At 42.4% G+C, this 18,256-nt stretch carries 12 protein-coding genes; 7 read left to right on the top strand and 5 right to left on the bottom strand.

Annotated elements, in window-relative coordinates; all coding sequences use genetic code 11:
* The first annotated feature begins 552 nt into the window (after window positions 1-552).
* Window positions 553-2,622, top strand: a complete 2,070-nt coding sequence (locus ABC374_RS25355; RefSeq protein ID WP_413020102.1) for a catalase — start codon at window positions 553-555, stop codon at window positions 2,620-2,622.
* Window positions 2,623-2,681: 59 nt separating this feature from the next.
* Here the strand turns inward: ABC374_RS25355 and pepT are convergent, their stop codons facing one another.
* The 5 genes from pepT to ABC374_RS25330 form a co-directional block, all read right to left on the bottom strand.
* Complete coding sequence (pepT, locus tag ABC374_RS25350; RefSeq protein WP_413020437.1) at window positions 2,682-3,917, bottom strand: peptidase T; 1,236 nt, start codon at window positions 3,915-3,917, stop codon at window positions 2,682-2,684.
* A 141-nt stretch (window positions 3,918-4,058) separates the two neighbouring features.
* Window positions 4,059-5,522: an alpha-amylase gene (locus ABC374_RS25345; RefSeq protein WP_057278262.1), complete on the bottom strand. Its 1,464-nt coding sequence runs from the start codon at window positions 5,520-5,522 to the stop codon at window positions 4,059-4,061.
* 558 nt (window positions 5,523-6,080) lie between these two features.
* Window positions 6,081-7,802 carry a CotH kinase family protein gene (locus ABC374_RS25340; RefSeq protein ID WP_413020101.1) on the bottom strand — a complete coding sequence of 574 codons (1,722 nt, stop codon included), beginning with the start codon at window positions 7,800-7,802 and terminating at the stop codon, window positions 6,081-6,083.
* Between the two features lie 69 nt (window positions 7,803-7,871).
* Window positions 7,872-8,567 (bottom strand): DUF4956 domain-containing protein, encoded by a 696-nt coding sequence (locus tag ABC374_RS25335; protein WP_133350739.1) that lies wholly within the window; start codon window positions 8,565-8,567, stop codon window positions 7,872-7,874.
* 35 nt (window positions 8,568-8,602) lie between these two features.
* Window positions 8,603-9,286 (bottom strand): polyphosphate polymerase domain-containing protein, encoded by a 684-nt coding sequence (locus ABC374_RS25330; protein WP_413020100.1) that lies wholly within the window; start codon window positions 9,284-9,286, stop codon window positions 8,603-8,605.
* Between the two features lie 258 nt (window positions 9,287-9,544).
* Here ABC374_RS25330 and ABC374_RS25325 point away from each other — a divergent pair, with 258 nt between their 5' ends.
* The 6 genes from ABC374_RS25325 to ABC374_RS25300 are packed head-to-tail and all read left to right on the top strand — an operon-like array spanning window position 9,545 to window position 17,928.
* Window positions 9,545-10,897, top strand: coding sequence for an aspartate aminotransferase family protein (locus ABC374_RS25325; protein WP_413020099.1), 1,353 nt, complete (start codon window positions 9,545-9,547; stop codon window positions 10,895-10,897).
* A gap of 7 nt (window positions 10,898-10,904) precedes the next feature.
* Window positions 10,905-12,413 carry a pyridoxal phosphate-dependent decarboxylase family protein gene (locus ABC374_RS25320; RefSeq protein WP_413020098.1) on the top strand — a complete coding sequence of 503 codons (1,509 nt, stop codon included), beginning with the start codon at window positions 10,905-10,907 and terminating at the stop codon, window positions 12,411-12,413.
* A gap of 2 nt (window positions 12,414-12,415) precedes the next feature.
* Window positions 12,416-14,218, top strand: a complete 1,803-nt coding sequence (locus ABC374_RS25315) for an IucA/IucC family protein (protein ID WP_413020097.1) — start codon at window positions 12,416-12,418, stop codon at window positions 14,216-14,218.
* A complete protein-coding gene (locus ABC374_RS25310) occupies window positions 14,208-14,792 on the top strand; it encodes a GNAT family N-acetyltransferase (RefSeq protein WP_413020095.1) in 585 nt (194 codons plus the stop codon). Before ABC374_RS25315 ends, ABC374_RS25310 begins: the two co-directional genes overlap by 11 nt.
* A complete protein-coding gene (locus tag ABC374_RS25305) occupies window positions 14,767-16,095 on the top strand; it encodes a lysine N(6)-hydroxylase/L-ornithine N(5)-oxygenase family protein (protein WP_413020094.1) in 1,329 nt (442 codons plus the stop codon). Before ABC374_RS25310 ends, ABC374_RS25305 begins: the two co-directional genes overlap by 26 nt.
* Before the next feature lie 21 nt (window positions 16,096-16,116).
* The gene (locus ABC374_RS25300) at window positions 16,117-17,928 is read left to right on the top strand and encodes an IucA/IucC family protein (RefSeq protein ID WP_413020093.1); all 1,812 of its coding nucleotides are present in this window, start codon (window positions 16,117-16,119) and stop codon (window positions 17,926-17,928) included.
* Window positions 17,929-18,256: the final 328 nt, after the last annotated feature.

Here is an 18,256-nt window from a genome sequence, read left to right as displayed (position 1 = left end):
AATTATAATAACTATGATAATCCATTTGTACTATAAAAAGGAGCTATTTTTATATTTACAATAAAAGTATTAAGAAAAATTATTAATATTAGGTATTTAGTCTGTATATTATTGCTCTTTTTTAGTGATAATTTAATTGGAAAACTATTAGATAGATTTAGCTTTTTATACGTTTTGATAACCTATCCTGAAATAATTCGAGCTACCCCAGGACAGACCTACACCGTGAAGATTCTTTCTCCAAATTCTGTTTATCCATTAAAACAGAGTGGTATATGAGGAAGGATGACGCAATTATTTCGAAACAATAAATACATCTGTTTGTAGAAAAAAGGGGTTTATCTAATTTTAAAACAAAGTTGATTGGAACGTAAGGTGCGAGACTCCTGCGGGAAAAGCGAGTCAAGGGGAGACCCCGCAGGCGCAAAGGCGCCGAGGAGGCTCGCGGACCGCCCGCGGAAAGCGAGTGCCTGGAGTGGAGGTCAACGATCCTGTAGACAATAAACAACACGATTAAATCTGAATTCTTAGACATGGAGGGGAATGAGTGGGATGACGAAAGCAAATGAAAGCGGAAGAATCGATGAGCAAAGTAAGCAGCAGCAGTTGGATCAATATCGAGTGGACGATAATGGGAAAAAGATGACGACTAACCAAGGTTTGCGTGTTTCTGAGGATGAGCATTCTTTGAAAGCTGGAACCCGTGGTCCAACTTTAATGGAGGATTTTCATTTTCGTGAAAAAATGACTCATTTTGACCATGAGCGTATTCCTGAGCGGATTGTCCATGCGCGTGGATCTGGAGCACATGGATATTTTCAGGTATATGAACCGATGACCGAATATACAAAAGCCAAGTTTCTTCAAGACCCTTCAGTCAAGACACCAGTATTCGTTCGTTACTCCACTGTGGCGGGTTCCCGCGGATCGGCAGACTCGGTCCGTGATGTAAGGGGATTCTCTACAAAGTTTTATACGGAGGAAGGAAACTATGATTTGGTCGGAAATAATATTCCGGTATTTTTTATCCAGGATGCCATTAAGTTCCCGGATTTAATCCATGCGGTTAAACCGGAGCCTCATAATGAAATACCTCAGGCCGCGTCTGCCCATGATACTTTTTGGGACTTCGTCGCCAACAATGAAGAAACCGCACATATGGTCATGTGGCATCTATCTGATAGGGCCATACCGAGAAGTTTCCGGATGATGGAAGGGTTTGGTGTCCACACATTCCGTTTTGTAAATGAACAAGGCGTTGCCCATTTCGTTAAATTTCATTGGAAGCCTCTACTGGGAGTTAAATCCCTTGTCTGGGATGAGGCACAGAAAATTGCAGGGAAGAATCCTGATTTTCACCGCCAAGATCTGTGGGAAGCGATAGATACCGGAAATTATCCTGAATTTGAATTTGGCGTCCAAATGATTAAGGAAGAAGATGAATTCACATTCGACTTTGATATCCTTGATCCTACTAAACTATGGCCGGAAGAACAAATCCCGGTTAAAATAATCGGAAAAATGGTTTTGAACCAAAATACGGATAACTTTTTTGCAGAGACGGAACAGATAGCTTTCCATCCGGGGCATGTTGTACCTGGTATTGATTTTTCAAATGATCCGCTGCTTCAGGGACGTTTATTCTCATACACCGATACCCAGCTATCCAGGTTGGGAGGACCGAACTTCCATGAGCTTCCGATTAATAGGTCAGTTGCCCCCGTCCATAATAATCAGCGCGATGGCATGCACAGAATGTCAATAAATCCAGGGCCGGTCAGCTACCACAAAAATTCTCTTGCAGGCAACTCTCCTGAACCTGCTTCGGAAGAGGAAGGCGGCTATGCACATTACCAGGAAAAAGTCGATGGCAGGAAGGTCCGGCAGCGCAGTGAAAGCTTCAAGGATCATTACAGCCAGGCTAAACTATTTTGGAATAGCATGACGGAAGTGGAGAAGGAGCATATTATACAGGCTTTCCACTTTGAAGTGGGAAAAGTGAAAAATAAGGACGTTCAGCAGCAAATTGTCGAGATGTTCAGCAATGTAGATGTTGAACTGGCCAAAACAATCGCTACTGGAGTGGGCGTGAATCCTCCAGCCAACAAAAGTGAGGTTAAAATGGAATTGGCATCTCCGGCTTTAAGCCAGGAGCAAATGAAAGTGAACACGGCGGCAACAAGAAAAGTGGCAATCTTGGCTGCAGATGGTTTCAACGGGTCAGAGGTTAATCAAATCTTGGAATCATTTAAATCGGCAGGTATAACGGCTGAAATCATCAGTCATAATCGTGGAGTGATTACAAGTTCTGAAGGACAGCAGGTCGAGGTGAATCAGACATTCCTGACAGCCGATTCGGTACTTTTCGATGCTGTATATGTGGCAGGAGGCCAGGAGAGTGTCGATTTCTTAAAGGCGTCCAAGGAACCCATTCACTTTGTTGATGAAGCCTACAATCATTTCAAAGCGATTGGAGCGGGAAAAGAAGGAGCCGAGATCTTATCGAAGGCAGGCATCGTTTCCAATGATCCAGCCGGAGGCATTGTAGCTATTACGGATAAAAATAGTGGTTATGCCTTTATCGAGGCAATTGCCAAGCACCGTCACTGGACACGCGCTTAATATTGAATCAAAACCCCCAGACTTGGAGTCTGGGGGTTTTTCAATAAACAGGTATCATGCTACTTTGCCTTTTCTTCAAAAAGCGATGCAATGCCAACGATAACCTTAGTGGCCAGTATCATATTATCGACGGAAATAAATTCATATTTGCCATGAAAGTTCTCCCCGCCCGTAAAGATGTTGGGTGTTGGCAGTCCCATATAAGATAATTGAGAACCGTCCGTACCACCGCGTATTGGTGAGATTTTCGGTTTTATATCGAGTTTCTCCATTGCTTCATGGGCAATATCCACGATTTCCTTAACGGGCTCAATTTTTTCCTTCATGTTGAAGTATTGGTCGTGTAATTCAAGCTGGATCCGGTTTTGCCCATATTTTTCTTTTAAATCCTCGCTTACTTTTGTTATATATTCCTTGCGGTCATTAAATTTTTGGCGGTCGAAATCCCTGATGATGTAAGAAAGCTTGGTCTCTTCCACATCACCGTGAAATGAAAGCAGATGATAAAATCCTTCGTAACCCTCCGTATATTCCGGTGCTTCCGCCACTGGGAGCCTATTATGGAATTCCATTGCGATTTTGGCTGAATTGACCATTTTTCCTTTAGCCGTACCAGGGTGAATATTCGTCCCTTTGATCAGGATTTTGGCCGATGCTGCATTAAAGCTTTCATATTCAAGTTCTCCAAGTGGGCCGCCGTCCACGGTGTAGGCAAATTGGGCACCAAAAGCATCTACATCAAACTTATGGGGTCCCCTTCCGATTTCCTCATCGGGAGTAAAAGCAACACGGATTTTTCCATGCTTGATTTCCGGATGCTGAATCAAGTAATCCATGGCAGTCATGATTTCGGCAATTCCAGCCTTATTATCTGCTCCCAACAGGGTTGTCCCATCCGTCGTAATCAAGGTATGCCCTTTATAGTTCTTAAGCGAAGGAAAATCATCAGGTGAAAGAATGACATCCAATTTTTCATGTAAAGTAAGAACTTTGCCATCATAGTTGTCAACGATTTGCGGTTTTACATCTTTTCCAGTGAAATCCGTTGCTGTATCGACATGGGCCAAGAAACCGATTGTCGGGACATCCTTATTTGAATTGGCTGGCAAGGTTGCCATGACATAGCCGTTCCCATCAATTGTCACATCCTTCATCCCAATGGATTGAAGTTCCTTGACCAATGCATTTGCCAAGGTCAGCTGTCCGGGTGTAGAAGGGCATGAGGGATTTTCCTCATTCGATTGGGTATCCACTTTCACATAAGAAGTGAATCTTTCAATGATTTCATTTTTCACTTTTCCTTCAACTCCTTTTTCCCTTATCTTACCATGATTGACCGGAATGGAAAAATTATCTTTTTCCAAATCTTCTAGGGTGGTGTAATCAGCAAAGAACAGCATATCTGCAAAAGACATGCCGTTCCTTGCTATCTCTTTTTAGAGTGGATTATTCAAGGCCCATACGGATACGCTTTTTCCATGAACGGGGAATGTCGCGAACCCATCTTCTTCAATGGTGATGTGGTCATCTCTATGATAGGTTAAATCACTCCAGATTTCACCAGCCCGATGTTCACCGACGAACATCCTTTTTTCACTGTTGTGATCTCCATTAGAGATAATGACCGCACACCCCGAGCCTTCTAGCTCTTCAACTCCGTGCCGGACCCAGCCTATCGTATTTGGATCATCAAAGTAATCGGTTTGTTCTCCGTAAGCTTTTTCATACCTAGCGAATAATAGGCGATCCAGGATATCCTTTTTCCCAGGCACCGGAGAAGGTCCGCCGATTCCATAATAGTCTCCGTAAAAGACACACGGATAACCGCAAAGTCTAAGCAAGGTAAGTGCATATGCCGATGGCTTGAACCAGTCCTTTACCCAAGACTCCAGGGATTCATGAGGCTGGGAGTCATGGTTATCGACAAAAGTGACAGCCTCTGCTGGATTGGTTTGGACGAGGGTATCATCAAAGATGGTTGAGAGGTCGAAGTCTGTTCCTGCGTTTGAGGCCTCATGAAATTTATAATGCAGGGAAACATCGAACAAGTTGAGGTCATGATTGGTTTGCTCTAAGTAAGTTTGACAGGCTTTAACATCCGCCTTCCAAAATTCGCCGACCATGAAAAAATGTTCCTTTGTATAAGGAATGAGTTCTTGGAGAAATTCGTTGATGAATTCATAATCGATATGTTTAACGGCGTCCAAACGAAAACCATCACACTTTAACGTATCAACCATCCATTTTCCCCAGCTAATCATTTCCTGACGAACTTCCGGCAGGCTGTAATCGATGTTGGCAAACATTAAATAATCGTAGTTTCCGAATTCATCGATGACATGCTTATTCCAGTGCTTATTTTCGCCTGTGATGCGAAATACACCCATTTTGTCGTTTTCGGCATCATAGTCTGTACCATTGAAATGAGTATGGTTCCACTTAAAGTCAGAGTATTTATTTTTACGTCCCGGAAAATCGAATTTGGTCCAGCCTTCCATTTCGAATGGTTCTGAAATATCTTCCATACGGTTGTCTGGATTGACTTCAATCACCTCGAATTTTTCGGTTCCGTCAGCTCCTGCCTTATGGTTCATGACTAAATCGATATAAACGCAAAGTCCGTAGTTATGACAGGTGGCTATTGCTTGCAGCAATTCATCTTTGGTTCCGTATTTGGTACGAACGGTTCCTTTTTGGTCAAATTCCCCCAAATCGTAACCGTCATATATTCCATATCCATTATCCCCAACGGATTGCCCTTTGGTGACTGGCGGAAGCCAAACGCAGTCAATTCCTATATCCTTCAACTTGGAGGCTGCATATTTCAATCTTTCCCAATGAGAACCATCTGCCTCAAGATGCCACTCAAAAAATTGCATCATCGTATGATTTCTTTTCATCCGTTCCCCCCCTGACACCGACCTGTTTTAACAAAAGTGAAACTAATGCGATCGGATAAAGTAATAATGGAAATCTTTACCCACTAAAATCAAATGATAAACAAGTGAACAATCCTCAGGATAGAGGTTCATCTACCTCTCTATTTTACTATTTTATACCAAATAAGGGTATTTTATATTGATTAGCAGCTAAAAATAATTCAAATGTGTAGGAATAGCCCGGAAAAGGCATAGGCTACATCAATAAAAAAGGCATCCCGAATAAATTGGGATACCTCAGACTGTAGATAAACTCGATGAAAATAAAGTTTGCCCACAGTTTTTTTATGGCTTTTACGATTTGACCGTTGATTTCCCCTCCAGGTACTCGCTTTCCGCGGGCGGTCCGGGAGCCTCCTCGGCTTAAGCCTGCGGGGTCTCCCCTAGACGCGCTTTTCCCGCAGGAGTCTCGCACCTTACACTCCAATCAACTTTGTTATAAAATTTAGATAGAACCTCTTTTGCAAGGTATCCCGAATATTTTGAAATACCTTTTTCGTATTGGAGGGGGATAGTCTATCATCCTTTTTTACCTCTTCGTTTAAAGAAGTGGGCGAAAGCAATTGCACCTAATAATAAGATTAGAAGCACGGAAGATAGAATGATCGTATCTTTTGAGGAACTGCTGTTACCTGCCCCCTTTTGGGCCATGTTCCCTGTTATACCAGGAGGTGCACCATTCCCGCCCCGGTCCATGTCAGGAGGCTGCATCGCCGCCCCATTCTCGCCGCCCATGTTTGGTGGTTGCTGACCTGCATTTGCGTCATCGGCGATATTAGGAGCTCCGCCGCCCATACTGCTTTCTGTCTCGGCTTCCACGACCAGGTCTCCTGAAAGCTGTGCCAAGATTGATTCAGCACGTATGACAGCGAAGTCAACCAGGGTTTCCTCGCCTGACGTTGCTTCTGTATACTCGTCCATTGTATAAAACTTGGTCGGGTCCTTTTTCACATATGGTGTGATCAAAGTAGAAATTTCAGTCGTCATTGCTGTCATATTTTCTTCAGAGAAAAAATCTGTGGCAATGTCATTTAGATAATCATAATATTTTTCACGGTACTCGTCGTTGGAAAGCAGGGCATTCAATAAAGGGCGCTCTTCAAGGGTCGTACCTGAAACAGGCTCGGTAATGCTGAAGTTGATATTACTTTCATTCATGAAATTTGAACTCATATCCATCATTCCGCCACCGTTCATATTCGGTGCCCCTCCAAGGAGTTCCTTGTCATCCTGCTTAGTGCCATCGGCGTTACCCTCAGCAGCCGTTCCATCTTTTTGGTCAGCGGTTTCTTGATCAGAGGCGCCTGCCAGTCGCCCGCCGCCTCCGGAATAACCGCCAAATGACATATTATAGTCCCAAGGCAATATCGAAAAGACCCCGTTTTCTTCATACAGGTAGTAATTGTGCTTTTTATCTCCTTGATAGTGATCGAGGTTGACAAGGGCAGTATTGGCTGCGAAATAGCGCAGCATCTCATCGACATCCAGGACTTCCTCCAGATTCCCACCATTATTGATGCTATCAAGCATTTTGATCATGGCGGATTGGTCCGAATTATCGTTTGTTTTCAAGTTTAATCCTGAGTAGTCATCAATGTCTTCGCTGATCCACTTTAAATCGCTTCCCGTACCATCCGGATAATAGAGATCACCTGTGCCATCAGTGAAGTTGGTGTTTAGAAAGGTTTCCTCTATAGCCTCCACCCCTAGATAAAGGCCCCATTCCTTTCCATTGATGGTCACGTACATATAGGAATGTCCTGGAGTCGCTATGCCCATCTTATCCATTAATTCATAGGAAAGGTATTCTCTCATATAGGTTGGATCGCTGTAATTATTGTTGAGGGCCAACTTCTTCAGGCCGTGTAAATCTTGATCTTCCTGATAATAATCAAAATCTATCTTCCAGCTATAACGATCGGAATCTCCCATTTGAACAACGGAATTCAAGGACAGGTTTCCCTTGGTGCGAAATCCCACGTTTTTAACCGTCTCCCCATCTATCGTTACATCGGCATTTACGATCTCCTTTTCAGTGGGGTTATCCAGGATGGAATCCAAGTCCTCTTCAGCCAATGTTATATCAACGGTTGTCACCTTACTTTGGTCAAATACAGATGTTGTATAAGTATTTCCTTTAGTGGCTTTTTCAACTTGAAGATTGGGAAGGAAGAACATCACTGCTATAAAAATCATTATCAATAATCCAATGGTCGCTACTACATATCTTGTTTTTAACACGCCTTGGCTCCTTCCTCCTGTAGTCTTATATAGAGGGGTGGGCATGGAGTTTTATGTCCGCCATCTATCTTAAGCTGTGAAGTTGCCATCATAACTTAACATGATGGCAGAGTGAACGCTGTTCATGTCCTTGACTTGATTAATGAATTCCGCATTATTATCTTTTAATCGAATTTCATATGTCACTTCGAGGTTATTATCCGCCATGACGGATTTCGATTTGACGGAATGCTTTTTCACCTTGTTGGATATCATTTCTTCCAACGTTTTTTCAATTGACGCATCTGAATATTTAACGATTAATAAAAATGGGTTTTCAACAGTGATCCGATTGGCAAATATGAGCATGACGATACCTATTAAGATGGCACCGATGATAACCAGCGGAATTAGTCCTGCCCCGCATAAAATCCCGGAGGCCGCTGCCCAGAATAGGAAGACCAAGTCCATGGGATCTTTGATAGGCGTTCTGAATCGTACGATGGAGAGTGCACCGACCATACCAAGGGAGATAACGATATTCGTTGATATGCCCATGATGATCAAAGCCGTGGCCATTGTCATGATGATGAGGGATATATTGAAGTTGTGTGAGTACATCACACCGGAAAAGGTCTTCTTATAAATGACGTAAATGAACAATCCGATGGCAAATGCCAACAGTAATCCGATTAGGGAGTCAATGATTGAAAAGCTCTCGGTCTTGTCCAAAAAGCTGGATTTGAAAATATCATTAAAAGTGGTGCTAGTTGTCGTCGTATCCATTTGCTATTCCTCCAAATATTATGTGTTTGCTGCAATCAGCCGTATCTTCTGCTTAGTTGGTATTTTGAAAAAGCTGTTTTTCTAGTATCGATGATGGATAACAATTGTTTGATGATATCCGGAAGAAATTCATCAAACTTTATTTCCAGGATGACACAATTTGGGTCTAAAGCATCAACCACGATTAATTCGGGATTCAGGAAGTCCGTATCCCGATAGCTCGTTTTCACATTACTGTCAAAGGTGACCCGCACATTTCCGTACTCATAGATGAATACCTCCCTTTCATAGTCAACGACGGTCGTCGGCTTGATTTGGAAAAGGGTCATTTGAACGTATAAGTCCCTGAGAATAGCCCTTGAATCCTCGGACATCCAATCTATATCCCCTGAACGAATCCGTTCGTATTCCTCGGCAGAAAGCCTGCACTTCTGTTTATAGGTAAGGTTATTCCGCTTACTCTTTTTTTCTAGATTGATGTAATCGGCATTATGATTATAAAGTCTAGCCCTGAACTTATCCCTGTGATAGAATCCCTCTGTTTTTTGCCGCAGGATTTTATTGTCAAAGTTATCGAAATAGACACTTCGAATTAAATATTTCCCATCCAGACCATGGGGATCAAGCCTCATGAAGTTTTGTAGATTTTTTCTTAATAAATGACAATCCGCCTTGGTGATTGCATGTTTGAGTTCACGCCTTCCCTTTAAACCATTCATCGTTGTTGTTCCTCCTTTTCCTTGGTTTTTGACTGCATTCAGCTTATTAACAGAATCTTAATAAAACCTTAAGAACATTTTTATATTCAATAGATAAATAGAGAATAGTCCCCAGTTTTAACCTTTTCTTAATTTTATTGGAAATTAATAGAAGAAAAATGAGTGAATTTACTCATTGAGAATAATTATCATTATCAGTAAAATAAGGTCCATGATAATGATAATTATTCTCAATTAATTCAATACTGGAGGTTCACTATGGTAACGAATACGCTTACAAAAAATGATCAACTACTGGAACAACAAAATACAAGGGAATCAAATGCCCGATCTTATCCTAGAAGATTACCCATAGCGATCGATCAAGCAGAGGGAATTTACCTAACAGACATGGATGGAAAACGATATATTGATTTTCTTGCCGGGGCTGGAACATTAGCGCTCGGACACAATCATCCGGCCGTGCTTGAAGCAATGGAAAAAGTTCTTAAAGATAAACGTCCTTTACATACATTGGACTTTACGACGCCGATCAAAGAGCAGTTCATCGATGAAATTTTTGAATGTCTGCCTGAGGAATTCAGGAAAAATGCAAAAATTCAATTCTGCGGTCCAACTGGCGGAGATGCCATTGAGGCAGCTCTTAAACTTGTTAAAACAGCTACAGGCAATAGAAGCATTTTATCCTTCCAAGGAGCTTACCACGGGGCAACGCATGCAACGATGTCAATCAGCGGCAATACAAAACCAAAGGAAAAAGTACAAGGGTTAATGCCAGATGTACAATTTCTGCCGTATCCCTATCAATATCGCTGTCCCTTCGGAATAGGCGGAGAAGAAAGCCATAAAATCAGCAGCCAGTATATCGAAAATCTATTGAATGATCCCGAATCAGGATTATTGGCACCTGCAGGAATGATTTTGGAGGCAGTACAAGGCGAGGGAGGTTCCATTCCAGCACCAATTCCATGGCTTAAGGAAATCAGAAGAATAACAAAAGAGAAGGGCATTCCGTTAATTATCGACGAAGTTCAATCAGGTATCGGCCGTACAGGGAAAATGTTTGCCTTTGAACATGCAGGAATCGTTCCGGATGTTCTTGTACTATCCAAAGCAATAGGCGGAAGTCTTCCATTATCGGTAGTGATTTATAACAAAGAGCTGGACCTATGGTCACCAGGTGCACATATCGGGACGTTCCGCGGAAATCAATTGGCGATGGCAGCAGGAACAGCTACTTTAAAATACATGAAAGAGACGAATCTTGTGGACCATGCCGCTAAAATGGGAGAAATCTTAAAGGATATTCTTAAAGATTTGCAAAAAGATATTCAGCAGATCGGGGATGTCAGGGGCAGGGGATTAATGGTCGGTGTGGAAATGATCAATCATGAAGAACCGCAAAATGCGAATGGGAGCCATCCTGCTGATTCGCAACTTGCCAGTGCCATTCAACAGGAATGTTTTAAAAGAGGGTTGATTCTGGAAGTTGGCGGCAGACATGGAAGTGTAGTGAGGTTCTTGCCTCCATTGATCGTAACGGAATCCCAGCTTCGCGAGGCCACTGCAATTTTCGAACAAGCTGTTCGTGCAGCTGTTGCAAGAGGGTGAATGACCAATGATCGAAATGATAAATAAAACGGATTTTGCTTATTCTCGATTGTTCTTGAATAACGAAGAAGGCTTCAATAACTACAGCCAGTCATTAAACATCATTGAAAAAAAGCTGACCAGCTTTTTAAAAGGTAATAATTCACCATACTCTGGGAAAAAACCGTATGAAATCGAAGCAAGATTAAGCGAGCTGACCCTCGCTTCTCCAAAAGGAAAGACAATGGAAGCGGTAGCGGATGAGCTGGCAGAGTTTGTTATTAATGACAGCATCAATGTACACAGCCCTGCTTGTATCGGACATTTGCATTGCCCGACATTAATCCCTGCGGTGGCTGCCGAAATGATTATCGGTACGTTGAATCAATCCATGGATTCATGGGACCAAAGCTCGGCTGCAACCTTCGTTGAAGAGCGTTTAATAGATTGGCTGTGCAGTCAGGTAGGGTTGCCGGAACAAGCAGATGGGATTTTCACAAGCGGTGGAACCCAATCTAATTATATGGGCCTGCTATTGGCTAGGGACGCTTATTGTAAGCGTGTCTGGGGTGTTGACGTTCAACAGCATGGCTTGCCGGTCGAGGCGAAAAAATTACGGATCTTATGCTCCGAGGCTGCCCACTTTACGGTTCGTAAATCAGCGGCACAGCTGGGGCTTGGTGAACAGGCTGTAATCACGATTAAAACGGATTCAAATCATCGTCTGTCCGTAGCTGAATTAAATCAACAACTGCTGCAATTAGAGGAACAGGGTTTACTTCCCTTTGCCATCGTTGCAACTTGTGGAACCACGGATTTTGGTTCAATCGATCCGTTACACGAATTGTCCGAAGCTGCAAGGAAGAATGGGATATGGCTGCATGTGGATGCCGCATATGGAGGCGCGATGATTTTAAGTAAGGATTACAAAGAGTTGATCAGCGGAATTGAACGGGCCGACTCGATTACGGTCGATTTTCACAAATTATTCTATCAACCCATCAGCTGTGGTGCTTTTCTTGTCTCTGACAGCAACTCATTTCAATATATCCAGCATCACGCAGATTATTTGAATCCACAGGAAGATGAAGCGGAGGGCATGGTTCACTTAGTCAATAAATCGGTTCAAACGACGAGAAGGTTCGACGCACTGAAACTCTGGATGTCATTGAAGGTCGTTGGACTGGATGCCTTTGCCGAAATGATCGATTATACTTGTCACCTTGCACGTGAAGCGGCTGTGAAGATCGATAAAGAGGAAGGATTCACAGTATTGAATAAAGACCCTGAATTGAATGCGGTTGTATTCCGTTATAATCCCGAAGGAGAAAGTGATCAGTTAGTAAATCTATTAAATAAACATATTCAGCAAGAATTACTGATAAGCGGACGTGCATTTTTAGCAAAAACTCGTTTTGAAGGCCAGGTATATTTAAAAATGACACTATTGAATCCAATGACAAGGCTTGAACACATAGAGGAAATTTTAGACGAAATTCGAGTATTAGGTGAAATGTTCAAGATGATGGAGGAATGAATATGAATGGTAAGCAAATAGCTGAAAGGGCGACGATGCAAAGCTTTCTGAATTGTTATTTCCGGGAAACCGGAAATTGCAGTTTAGAAGAAACGAAAAACTGGCCGAATTTGGAGGGATCCATTTCGGATTCATTAATGGTCAGTAAGCTCATATCCCAAGATATTGAATTGCTTGTTCCGCTTAAATATTGGTCGGAAACGGGGCGTCATATTTTTAACTTCCCGATTTACTATCAAACTGCATCCAAACAAGTGCATGAATTAGATTACGTGACAATGGTCTCGATTGTTTCTAAAGAATTATTGAATGAGCAGGGCCGGACGGATAGTGAAGATGAGTTGATGCTGCGCGTAATCCTAAGCAGCCAAAATATTCAACGGTATGTTGAAGCCAGGACTGAAGACGTTGATGCACTTCAAAGTCCTGAATTCACCTACATCGAAGCAGAGCAGTCTCTATTATTCGGGCACCTGTTCCACCCGACACCGAAAAGCAAGCAGGGAATTTCAGAAAAAGATGAATGGATCTATTCACCAGAATTAAAAGGGGAGTTTCAGCTGCACTACTTCCTGGCAGAACCTTCAATTGTCATCCAGGATTCCAGTGAAGTCACATCGGCAAGTGAGATCATTAAACAGGAATTAGCCGGTGACTTGGAGATTTCCAGTGAATTCCGAAGAACGTATTGCCAAAAGGAAAGCCGATATATCATCATCCCGGCACACCCTCTCCAGGCAAAAGTGCTTATCGAAAAAGAAGAGGTCAAGAGGCTACTCGAGCAAGGGACACTAGTTTATGCAGGACCGCTCGGGAAAAAATTCACGGCCACCTCTTCATTTAGAACGGTATATAGTGCCACATCGAGATATATGTACAAATTTTCCGTTCCGGTTAAAATTACGAATTCCTTACGTGCAAATCTGCAAAAAGAATTGGATCGTGGTGTGGAAATTGCAAAATTAATAGATTCTAAAGTGGGCGACGATCTAAAAGAACGGCACCCCTCATTCCGTATCATCAAGGACCCTGCTTACCTAACGATCAAAACGACCGAGCAAGAATCAGGATTCGATGTTGATATTCGGGAAAATCCTTTTTATGAAAACGCTAAACAAGCAAGCCTGATTGCCGGCTTATGTCAGGATAATGCATATGGTGCCCCATCAAGACTTGGAGCGATCATCCGCAAATTATCAGCTGATGAAAACCGCAGTACCGAAGAAGTGAGTAAGGATTGGTTCAAAACCTATCTGTCAATGACATTGAAACCGATGCTTTGGCTATTTGAAGAGTATGGAATTGTTTTGGAGGCCCATCAACAAAATTCCATCATTCAACTTCAAGATGGGTATCCAGCCACTTTTTATTATCGTGATAATCAAGGGTATTACTATTGTGAGTCCAAAGTGGACAGGCTGCTGAAGATCTTGCCTGAACTAAGTGAAAAAAGCTTCACGATTTGTTCTGATGAAGTCGCTGAAGAAAGACTGCAATACTATTTCTTTTTTAATCACTTATTAGGCTTAATCAATAATTTCGGTACGGAAGGATTAGTATCAGAAAAAACACTGTTACAGCTCGTTCAGGAACAACTGGAAACATGCAGCACGGAAAGCGGAGATGAAGGTTTGAATCGAGTTGTTTCAAAATTGCTTCATGCCAGGGAATTATCTTGTAAGGCTAATTTACTGACACGATTTCATGATATGGATGAGCTTGTCGGTTCACTTGAGACACAATCCGTTTATACAACGATTGATAATCCGTTTGCGCAGGGGGTTATGACCGTCCATGAAAAATAGTTATGAAGAAATGCTTAAGGACTGTAATCAGCAGCTTTCATTTGTCAAAGTTGAATTTGAGAGGGATTTGGATACATTGCATAAATGGATGCATGAAGATCATGTGATACCCTACTGGAATTTGAATTTCACAAAAGAAAAATTCGCTGTTCATTTAAAAAAGGCATTGGCTGATACACACCAAACACTCTATTTAGGCTGTCTGGAATCCATTCCCATGAGCTATTGGGAATCGTATTGGGTAAAAGGCGATATCATCGAAGATTATTATGAATCCGAAGAGGGAGATCAAGGCATTCATTTACTCATTGGTGATCCGGATTATCTAGGAAAAGGACTGGCTTTGCCGTTTTTACGTGCAATGGTGAAATTCCAACTACTGACTTCAACAACAAACAAAGTGATGGCAGAACCGGATATCAGGAATGCAAAGATGATTCATTTATTTGAAAAGTGCGGGTTTACCCCAATTAAAGAGATTGAGCTCCCAGACAAAACAGCATTGCTAATGTCATGTACACGGGAGAATTTCGAGAGGAAGTGGAACTATGGAGAAGCAACAATCTATCTATGACCTGGTAGGGATAGGGATAGGTCCATTTAATCTTGGACTTGCGGCCCTTTTGGAGAAAACCCCGGAGTTGAATGCCGTCTTTTTTGAGAAAAAGCGGGAATTTAATTGGCATGAAGGGATGCTGTTGGAAGGGACAACTCTGCAAGTACCGTTCTTTGCCGATTTGGTTAGCATGGCAGATGTGACAAGCCCATATAGTTACCTGAATTATTTACAGCAGCATGATCGGCTTTATCATTTCTACTTCCTTGAAAAATTCTTGATTCCGCGAAAAGAATATAACGATTATTGCCGCTGGGCTGCCCGTCAACTTGATAGCTGCCGTTTTGGAAAAGCGGTGGAGGCGGTTGAATATATAGGGGATCAAGATGAACCCTGCTATCAAATCAGTGTTAGGGATGCACAATCACAAAAGATCGAAGTCTATTATAGCCGTCATGTAGTCATGGGAATTGGCAGCGCCCCGACTGTTCCATCGGCCTTTCATCCATATATGGGAGAGAGCATCCTGCATTCGGCCGATTATTTACGGAATAAAGAAAATATCTTAAAGAAAAAATCCGTAACGGTTGTCGGATCTGGACAAAGTGCAGCCGAGGTCTTTCTGGATCTGCTTAATGAGCAGGAGGAAAATGGCTACCAGCTAAACTGGTATACAAGATCAAAGGGATTTTTCCCTATGGAATATTCAAAACTCGGGTTGGAATACTTCACGCCGGATTACCTTGATTTCTTTTATCGGCTGCCGCAGGAAAAGAAGGATGAAATCCTGCCGAAACAGGATTTATTGTATAAAGGCATCAGCGCCACTACAATCGCAGCAATTTTTGACAAGATGTATGAAAAATCGATTGGAAATGCCGAACTGTCCATTGAACTTCGGGCAATGACGGAAGTTACGGCGGTTAACCCTGCTGATAAGGGCTGGGAATTGAAATGCCGACAGTGGGTAGAAGATAGCGAATTTGATGTGGATACAGAGGCGATCGTTTTTGGGACGGGCTATAAATCAACCCTTCCGGCATTCCTTGAAACCATGGAGGACCATTTAGTCCGCGATGACTTGGGTCGTCTTGCAATAACGAAAGACTATCGGGTAGGAACGGCCATCTCTACACCGAATCACCTTTTTATTCAAAATGGCGAGATACATACACATGGTGTGGGTGCTCCGGATCTAGGCTTAGGAGCATTCCGAAATTCGATTATCATCAATCAATTGGCAGGTAAAGAAGTTTATCCATCGAAGCCAAAGGGTGCATTTCAGTCATTCCGTGTAAAAACACCCGTCATGGCTTACTAAGAGAAGGAAGGGGAGAATTATATGCAGTTCATAAATGAAGTGGAACAGGCAGTTTCAGAAAAAAATTGGTCGATAGTAAACCAAAACCTGCTGGCAAAGATGATTTCTGAGTATATGTATGAAGATATGATCCATCCAGCTGTCCTGAACGAAAACGCAGCAGGGAATCTATATGAGTTAAAGATAAATGAGGGGAAATCTTATCGATTTTTGGCGTCGCCCCGTCTTTTTGACAGCTATGAGGTACAGGCCGAGTCGATCCAGGAATGTGAAACGGAAGGTTTTACACAGGCCAAGGATGCCATTCAATTCATTTTGGACATCCAGCCGTTAATTGGGATGACTGCAGAAACAACAGGACATTTAATCAAGGAATTCCATCATACGCTGCTTGCGGATCTCCAATTGCTATCCAAACCTGAACAAGATGCGGATGATTTAGTTGAACTGGATTATGCATTACTTGAAGGAGAAATGAGCGGTCACCCTTGGATTGCTTATAACAAGGGAAGAATCGGTTTCGGTTATGATGATTATTTGCAGTTCGCCCCAGAAAACCAGAAGGAAGTTCAGTTATCCTGGATTGCCGTCCATAAAACGAGGGGTGAGTTCAATTCAGTCGAAACGTTATCCTATAAGCAACTGATGGAGAATGAACTGGATGGGGAAACCCAAAAATCATTTGCAAAGATATTGACAGAAAAAGGGCTGAACGCAGAAAACTATTACTACCTCCCAGTTCATGAATGGCAGTGGAAGAATGTAATCATCCAGAACTTTACCGATGACCTGGCTAAAGGGCTGATCGTAGCTTTGGGAAATGGTCCTGATAAGTATCTGCCGCAACAATCCATCCGGACATTTGTTAATGTATCGAATAAGGATAAACACCACGTCAAGCTGCCGATGAGCATTTTAAATACGCTAGTCTACCGTGGATTGCCAGCTGAACGCACGGTCATTGCCCCAAAAATCACAACGTATATAAAGAACATTTATGAAAATGATTCATTCTTGAAAGAACAATGCAAAGTAGTGCTTCCTGGTGAAGTGGCCAGTTTAAATGTTGATCACCCGTATTATTCCAAGCTAGAGAATGTACCGTATCAATATTTAGAGATGCTGGGGGGGATTTGGAGAGAAAGTATTTACAGTTATATGGAAGAAGGCGAAAAGCCCATTACGCTTGCGTCCCTTTTACATGTAGACAGCAAAGGTAAACCATATGTGGAAAGCCTTATTGAAAAATCGGGATTGACTGCAGAAGCCTGGACAGCTCAATTATTCGACGTCATCCTATCCCCATTACTGCATTTTATCTATCAATATGGATTGGTCTTCTCGCCGCATGGTCAAAATACCATTTTAGTTTTGAAGGATTACAAGCCTCACCGTTTGGCCATCAAGGATTTTGTAGATGATGTAAACGTAAGTGATCAGCCGCTTCCTGAATTAAGCAGCCTTCCTGATGATTTAAGGAAAGTACTAAGAAGTGAGACTCCAGAGGGGCTGGTTCAATTCATTTTCACGGGACTGTTCATCTGTCATTTCCGATACTTGTCAACACTTCTCATGAAGAGGTCCCTTTTGGATGAGAATGCTTTCTGGGAAGGCGTCGCCCGAACAATCCTGACACATCAGAAAAAATTCCCTATGTTACAGGATCGTTTCGATACATTCAATTTCTTTGCGCCAAAATTAACAAAACTTTGCCTGAATAGAAATCGGATGCTTCAATATGGATATAGCGATGGTGAAGACCGTCCGCATGCATCTGAGTTTGGGCATGTGAATAATGCCCTTTATGAAAAGTTACCTGCAAAATCGCTTTAAAGTTAAACTGGCTCAGACTTTTGAGCCAGTTTTCTTATGGTTTTAACAATTTGACCGTTGATTTCCGCTCCAGGTACTGGCTTTCCACGGCGTTCCGCCCTCGGTGCTGGGGTCTCCCTTGGACAAGCTTTCCCCGTAGGAGTCTCCTCCCTTCAGCTCCAATCAACTTAGTTTTAACGGTTAGGTAGAACTACTGTTGTCTACAGTCTTTTATGATTTAAATAGCTTAAGTCTTGAGTAATGAGGATGTTAAACCTATATATGGGAAACTCAAAGAGACGAAATGTACGCATAAAAGTAGGATTGTGTTATCCTCTTTGGGTCAAAT

The sequence above is a fragment of the Peribacillus phoenicis genome, assembly GCF_047238085.1.
Lineage (GTDB): Bacteria > Bacillota > Bacilli > Bacillales > DSM-1321 > Peribacillus.
Note: the sequence above shows the minus strand (reverse complement) of the source record. Positions and strands in the feature narration are given on the sequence as shown.

Coding starts and splice junctions, on each gene's coding strand:
- ABC374_RS25300 (WP_413020093.1), top strand. CDS start 16,117: ATGCAGTTCATAAATGAAGTGGAACAGGCAGTTTCAGAAAAAAATTGG.
- ABC374_RS25325 (WP_413020099.1), top strand. CDS start 9,545: ATGGTAACGAATACGCTTACAAAAAATGATCAACTACTGGAACAACAA.
- ABC374_RS25315 (WP_413020097.1), top strand. CDS start 12,416: ATGAATGGTAAGCAAATAGCTGAAAGGGCGACGATGCAAAGCTTTCTG.
- ABC374_RS25330 (WP_413020100.1), bottom strand. CDS start 9,286: ATGAATGGTTTAAAGGGAAGGCGTGAACTCAAACATGCAATCACCAAG.
- ABC374_RS25305 (WP_413020094.1), top strand. CDS start 14,767: ATGGAGAAGCAACAATCTATCTATGACCTGGTAGGGATAGGGATAGGT.
- ABC374_RS25355 (WP_413020102.1), top strand. CDS start 553: ATGACGAAAGCAAATGAAAGCGGAAGAATCGATGAGCAAAGTAAGCAG.
- ABC374_RS25310 (WP_413020095.1), top strand. CDS start 14,208: ATGAAAAATAGTTATGAAGAAATGCTTAAGGACTGTAATCAGCAGCTT.
- ABC374_RS25320 (WP_413020098.1), top strand. CDS start 10,905: ATGATCGAAATGATAAATAAAACGGATTTTGCTTATTCTCGATTGTTC.
- ABC374_RS25335 (WP_133350739.1), bottom strand. CDS start 8,567: ATGGATACGACGACAACTAGCACCACTTTTAATGATATTTTCAAATCC.
- ABC374_RS25345 (WP_057278262.1), bottom strand. CDS start 5,522: ATGAAAAGAAATCATACGATGATGCAATTTTTTGAGTGGCATCTTGAG.